The following is a 4,841-nucleotide window of genomic DNA, read 5'->3' as shown; positions in this document are numbered from 1 at the left end:
CACGCGTGGCCTGATGAGGGGGCGCCGCCGCGCCGCGCACGTCGCGTGTTGACGTCAACATCGCGACGGCAGCGGCATCCGCGCCTCCCACGGTGACGATCACCCCCAACCCCGCCTACGCCTCCGAGCCCTTCGAAGGGTGGGGGACCAGCCTGGTCTGGTTCGCGAACGCCACCGGTGGCTACCCGGAGGCGGTTCGCCAGGACCTCCTGGACAAGGTGTTCGGCGAGAAGGGGCTCAACCTCAACATCGCCCGCTACAACATCGGCGGCTGTTCTCGACGCCGCGAGCCCTCGGCACCGCAACCGTCTCGGCAGCGGGAACGATCGCCGTGACCGTTCCGACGGATGCTCCGGCGGGCGCGCACCGCCTCGCGGTGACCGACGCCTCCGGAGCGGTGATCGGGTGGTACGCGGTCACGGTGACGGCAGCGCCGACGGCGCTGGCGACGTCCGGCGCCACGGCCCCGTTCGGTGTGGCTCTGGCCATCGCCATGCTCCTGGTCCTCGCCGGCGCGGCGCTGGTCCTGCGTCGGCGTCCCGCGCGAGGCTGAGTGAGCGGAAGCGGCCCCGGTCCCTCTCTGTGAGGGGCCGGGGCCGCTTCCGTTCGTGCGGTCAGCGATCGGTGCGTGTCACGCGTCGCCCAGCGCGGCCGCGACGACGGCGCGGGCTTCGGCCTGCACGTCGCGCAGGTGTTCCTCGCCGCGCAGCGACTCGGCGTACAGCTTGTAGACGTCCTCCGTGCCGGAGGGGCGTGCGGCGAACCAGGCGTGTGCGGTCTGCACCTTGAGGCCACCGATCGCGGCGCCGTTGCCGGGCGCGTGCGACAGTTTCGCGGTGATCGGCTCGCCGGCGAGCTCGGTCGCGGTGACCGCCTCCGGGGCGAGCTTGGACAGGGCGGACTTCTGCGCCGGCGTCGCCGGGGCGTCCACGCGCTGATAGGCGGAGGCGCCGAACTGGGCCTCCAGCTCGGCATAGCGCTGCGACGGCGTCTTGCCGGTGACCGCGAGGATCTCCGCGGCGAGAAGGCACAGGAGGATGCCGTCCTTGTCGGTCGTCCACACCGAGCCATCGAAACGCAGGAAGGAGGCTCCCGCCGACTCCTCGCCGCCGAACGCGACCGACCCGTCGAGAAGGCCGGGAACGAACCACTTGAACCCGACCGGCACTTCGAGCAGGCGCCGACCGAGCGCCGCAGCGACCCGGTCGATGATCATCGACGAGACGAGGGTCTTGCCGACGGCGGCGTCGGCCGCCCACTGTGGGCGGTGCGCGTACAGGTAGTCGATCGCCACTGCCAGGTAGTGGTTGGGGTTCATCAGCCCGGCATCCGGCGTCACGATGCCGTGGCGGTCGGCGTCGGCGTCGTTGCCCGTGAGGATGTCGTACTCATGGCGTCGCGCCACGAGAGCGGCCATCGCGGACGGCGACGACGGGTCCATGCGGATCTTCTCGTCCCAGTCCAGTGTCATGAAGCGCCATGTCGGGTCGACCTCGGGGTTCACGACGGTGAGATCGAGGCCGTAGCGCTCGCCGATCAGCTGCCAGTACTCGACCGAGGCGCCGCCCAGGGGGTCCGCGCCGATGCGCACGCCCGCCTTCGCGATGGCGGCGACGTCGATGATGCTGCCGAGGTCGGCGACATAGCCCTCACGGAAGTCGTACGAACCGAGGGTGTCGGCGTCGATGTCCTTGAAGGGCGTGCGCCGCACGCCCTCGAGGCCGGCGGCGATGAGGGCATTGGCGCGGTCGGCGATCCAGCCGGTGGCATCGGTGTCGGCCGGGCCGCCGTGGGGCGGGTTGTACTTGAAGCCTCCGTCTCGCGGCGGGTTGTGCGAGGGGGTGACCACGATGCCGTCGGCGCGAGCGGGGTCGTCGGCGGCCAGATCGCGGTTGTAGGTGAGGATGGCGTGGCTGAGGGCCGGTGTCGGCACCCACGAATCGCGGGAGTCGGTACGGACGTCCACACCGTTGGCGACCAGGACCTCCACCGCCGTCCGCTCTGCCGGAAGCGACAGGCCGTGCGTGTCGCGACCGAGGAAGAGCGGACCGCTGATGCCCTGCGCCGTGCGGTAGTCGACGATCGCCTGGGTGGTCGCGAGGATATGGTCCTCGTTGAAGCTCGTGCTCAGCGACGAGCCGCGGTGGCCGCTCGTGCCGAAGGCGACACGCTGTTCGGCGACGGCCGGATCGGGCTTGAGGTCGTAGTAGGCGGCGATGAGCTCATCGATGTCGACGAGGTCGGAGGCTTCGGCTGGCTGTCCTGCGCGGCTCATGTCCACAGTCTGTCACTGCCGCGGCGCCCGTGCTCACTCTCGGTGCAGGACCGATGTCGCCGTGCTGTCGGACAGCTTGTTGATGAGCGTGAGCGTGTCGGGCTTGCACCCGTACTTCGCGTCGCTGATCGGCGCGACCGAGATCTGCTGGCTGATGGCGCCGGCATCCGTGCCCTTGCCGTCGATCGTCGCGACGATCTCCAAGCCCGACGTGTCCTGGGTCTGGCTGCCGATCCCGTTGCCGGTGACCGTGTAGGTTCCCGTGATCGAGCCCTTGAAGTTGATGAGGATGGTCGTTCCCGACACGTTCGCGGTGACCTGCTCGGCCGGGGTCCACGTGTAGGTCCCGTCCTTGCGGAGGATGAGATCCGCGGTGCCGACGGGAGTGAACTTCGCACCGGATCCCGCCATGAGCGAGTTCACGTCGTTGTAGAACGCGGTGACCTGGTCCTGGCCCATGTGCCACGCGCCGACGAGGCAGGCGAGGTCGGCCGTGGGCGACGGCGAGGGCGTCGCTGTCGGAGTGGGCGTCGGCGTCGGGGTTGCGCTCGCAGAACCGGTCGGCGTGGGCTGGGTCGCCGGCTTCTCCTCGACGGGGGCGCATGCGCTCAACCCGAGCGCGAGGACGGCGGCGGTGACGACGGCGAGGGGGGAGAATCGGCGGATCACCCCTTCAGCGTAGGCTGTCACCCGTGACTTCCGCGCCTTCGTCGACCGGGGCGTCTGCGGCATCCGTGCCCGCGCGCCGTACCTACAGCTATCTCGGACCGGCCGGAACCTTCACCGAAGCGGCGCTGGCGCAGGTGCCCGAAGCGCGCGATCAGATCTGGCGTCCGGTGCGCAATGTCGCCGAAGCGCTCGCCGATGTCGTCGAGGGCCGGTCGGATGCCGCGATGATCGCGATCGAGAATTCGGTCGACGGCGGAGTGTCCACGGCGCAGGATGCGCTGGCCACGATGCCCGGGCTGAGAATCATCGGTGAGTATCTGGTCCGCGTGAACTTCGTGCTCGTCGCCCGCCCGGGAACCCGCATCGAAGACGTCACCCTCGTGGCCGCGCACCCGGTCGCCTACGCGCAGTGCCTGCGGTGGCTGTCGGCGCATCTGCCCGACCATGCGCACCTGCCGGCGTCGAGCAATGTCGCCTCGGCCGTGGACATGCTGGAGGGTGTGAGCGACGCGGATGCCGCGGTGGCGCCGCCCGCGATCCTCGAACACCACGACCTTCAGCTGCTCGCCGAGGAGATCGGCGACAATGCCAACGCCGTCACCCGTTTCGTGCTGGTGGGCCGCACCGTGGCGCCGCCCGCGCCGACCGGCGCCGACAAGACCTCGCTGATCGTCGAGCTGCCCGAGGAGTACCCGGGCGCGTTGATGGAGATGCTCGAGCAGTTCGCCACGCGCGGGATCAACCTGTCGCTGCTCGCCTCGCGACCGATCGGCGACGCCCTGGGGCGCTACCGGTTCGTCATCGACGCGGACGGGCACATCCAAGACGAGCGCATGGCCGACGCGCTGCTGGGCCTGCGGCGGTTCAGCCCGAAGATGATCTATCTGGGCTCCTATCCGCGTGCCGACCGCGCGATCGTGCACTATCCGGAGCGCTATTCGGATGAGGTGTTCGTCGAGGCCCGCGACTGGCTGCGCGCGCTCATCTCCGGCGCACCGGAGGCCTGAGCCTCCCGCCGCGCGCCTCAGGCCGCGAGCAGCTCGAGGGTCTGGATACGGCCCGCGGCGGCATCCATCGCCTCCTCGTCGTACGCACCCGACACGGGCGAGACCATGACCTCGTCGACGCCGTGGCGATCGGCGAAGGCCGAAATCGCCCCGCGCGCGTCGTCGCCGGTGCCGACGAACCAGCGCCGCCGCAGCGCGTCGAGAAGAGGGCCGGCGAGACGGTCCTCCGCCTCCGCCGCCGCGGCCTGCTCGACGCTCTCCAGAGCCGTGAGCGGGCGCCCGCCGCGCAGACGCGCCATCATCCGTGCCTGCGGCAGCATGCGCTCCTCGGCCTCGGCGGTGGTGGGGGCGACGACCGCGTTGGCGGTGAGGAAGGTGCGGGGCGCGTCGAGGTGCGCCGAGGGCTGGAACTGGCCGCGATAGAGGTCTAGTGCCCGCTCGAGGCCCTCGCCCGAGAAGTGGTTGGCGAACACGTAGGGCAGCCCGAATGCGGCCGCGAGCTGCGCCGAGTAGTCACTCGATCCGAGCAGCCACACCTCGGGCGCGCCCGTCGCCGCCGGCGTCGCGTGGATGCCGTAGCGGTCGTCGTCGCCGGCGCGGCCCGTGAGGCGCACCGTCGCACCCTCGGGCGACATGAGTGCGCCGATGTCGCGCACGTGATCGGGGAAGCGGTCGACGTCGCTGGAGGTGCCGCTCATGCGCAGCAACTGGGTGATGACCGGGTCGCTTCCCGGAGCCCGCCCGAGGCCCAGGTCGATGCGGCCGGGAGCGATGGCTTCGAGGGCGGCGAACTGCTCCGCGACGACGAGGGGCGCATGGTTCGGCAGCATCACGCCGCCGGAGCCGACCCGGATGCGCGACGTGCGTGCGGCGGCGGCGGCGATCAGCAC

Annotated in this window: 6 protein-coding genes; 3 read left to right on the top strand and 3 right to left on the bottom strand. The window is 70.8% G+C overall.

From position 1 onward, the window contains the following. The first annotated feature begins 92 nt into the window (after positions 1-92). Together BGN98_RS13810 and BGN98_RS13805 are read left to right on the top strand one after the other, a co-directional pair. Complete coding sequence (locus tag BGN98_RS13810) at positions 93-335, top strand: hypothetical protein (protein WP_061683795.1); 243 nt, start codon at positions 93-95, stop codon at positions 333-335. Then, the gene (locus BGN98_RS13805) at positions 332-553 is read left to right on the top strand and encodes a hypothetical protein (RefSeq protein WP_288121706.1); all 222 of its coding nucleotides are present in this window, start codon (positions 332-334) and stop codon (positions 551-553) included. Before BGN98_RS13810 ends, BGN98_RS13805 begins: the two co-directional genes overlap by 4 nt. 78 nt (positions 554-631) lie before the next feature. On the opposite strand, the gene pgm is transcribed toward BGN98_RS13805, so the two are convergent. Next, positions 632-2,275, bottom strand: a complete 1,644-nt coding sequence (gene pgm, locus BGN98_RS13800; RefSeq protein WP_288121705.1) for a phosphoglucomutase (alpha-D-glucose-1,6-bisphosphate-dependent) — start codon at positions 2,273-2,275, stop codon at positions 632-634. 33 nt (positions 2,276-2,308) lie between these two features. After that, complete coding sequence (locus tag BGN98_RS13795; RefSeq protein ID WP_288121704.1) at positions 2,309-2,944, bottom strand: hypothetical protein; 636 nt, start codon at positions 2,942-2,944, stop codon at positions 2,309-2,311. Between the two features lie 23 nt (positions 2,945-2,967). Here BGN98_RS13795 and pheA point away from each other — a divergent pair, with 23 nt between their 5' ends. After that, on the top strand, positions 2,968-3,951 hold the full coding sequence (gene pheA / locus BGN98_RS13790) for a prephenate dehydratase (protein WP_288121703.1): 984 nt from the start codon (positions 2,968-2,970) through the stop codon (positions 3,949-3,951). A 17-nt stretch (positions 3,952-3,968) separates the two neighbouring features. On the opposite strand, the gene BGN98_RS13785 is transcribed toward pheA, so the two are convergent. Further along, a partial coding sequence (locus tag BGN98_RS13785; protein WP_288121702.1) for an MsnO8 family LLM class oxidoreductase occupies positions 3,969-4,841 on the bottom strand: 873 nt, incomplete at its 5' end.

Source organism: Microbacterium sp. 69-7, assembly GCF_001897985.1.
Taxonomy (GTDB): Bacteria; Actinomycetota; Actinomycetes; order Actinomycetales; family Microbacteriaceae; genus Microbacterium; species Microbacterium laevaniformans.
The sequence above is the reverse complement of the archived record's forward strand: the minus strand, read 5'-3'. Positions and strand labels throughout refer to the sequence as shown.

Coding starts and splice junctions, on each gene's coding strand:
- pgm (WP_288121705.1), bottom strand. CDS start 2,275: ATGAGCCGCGCAGGACAGCCAGCCGAAGCCTCCGACCTCGTCGACATC.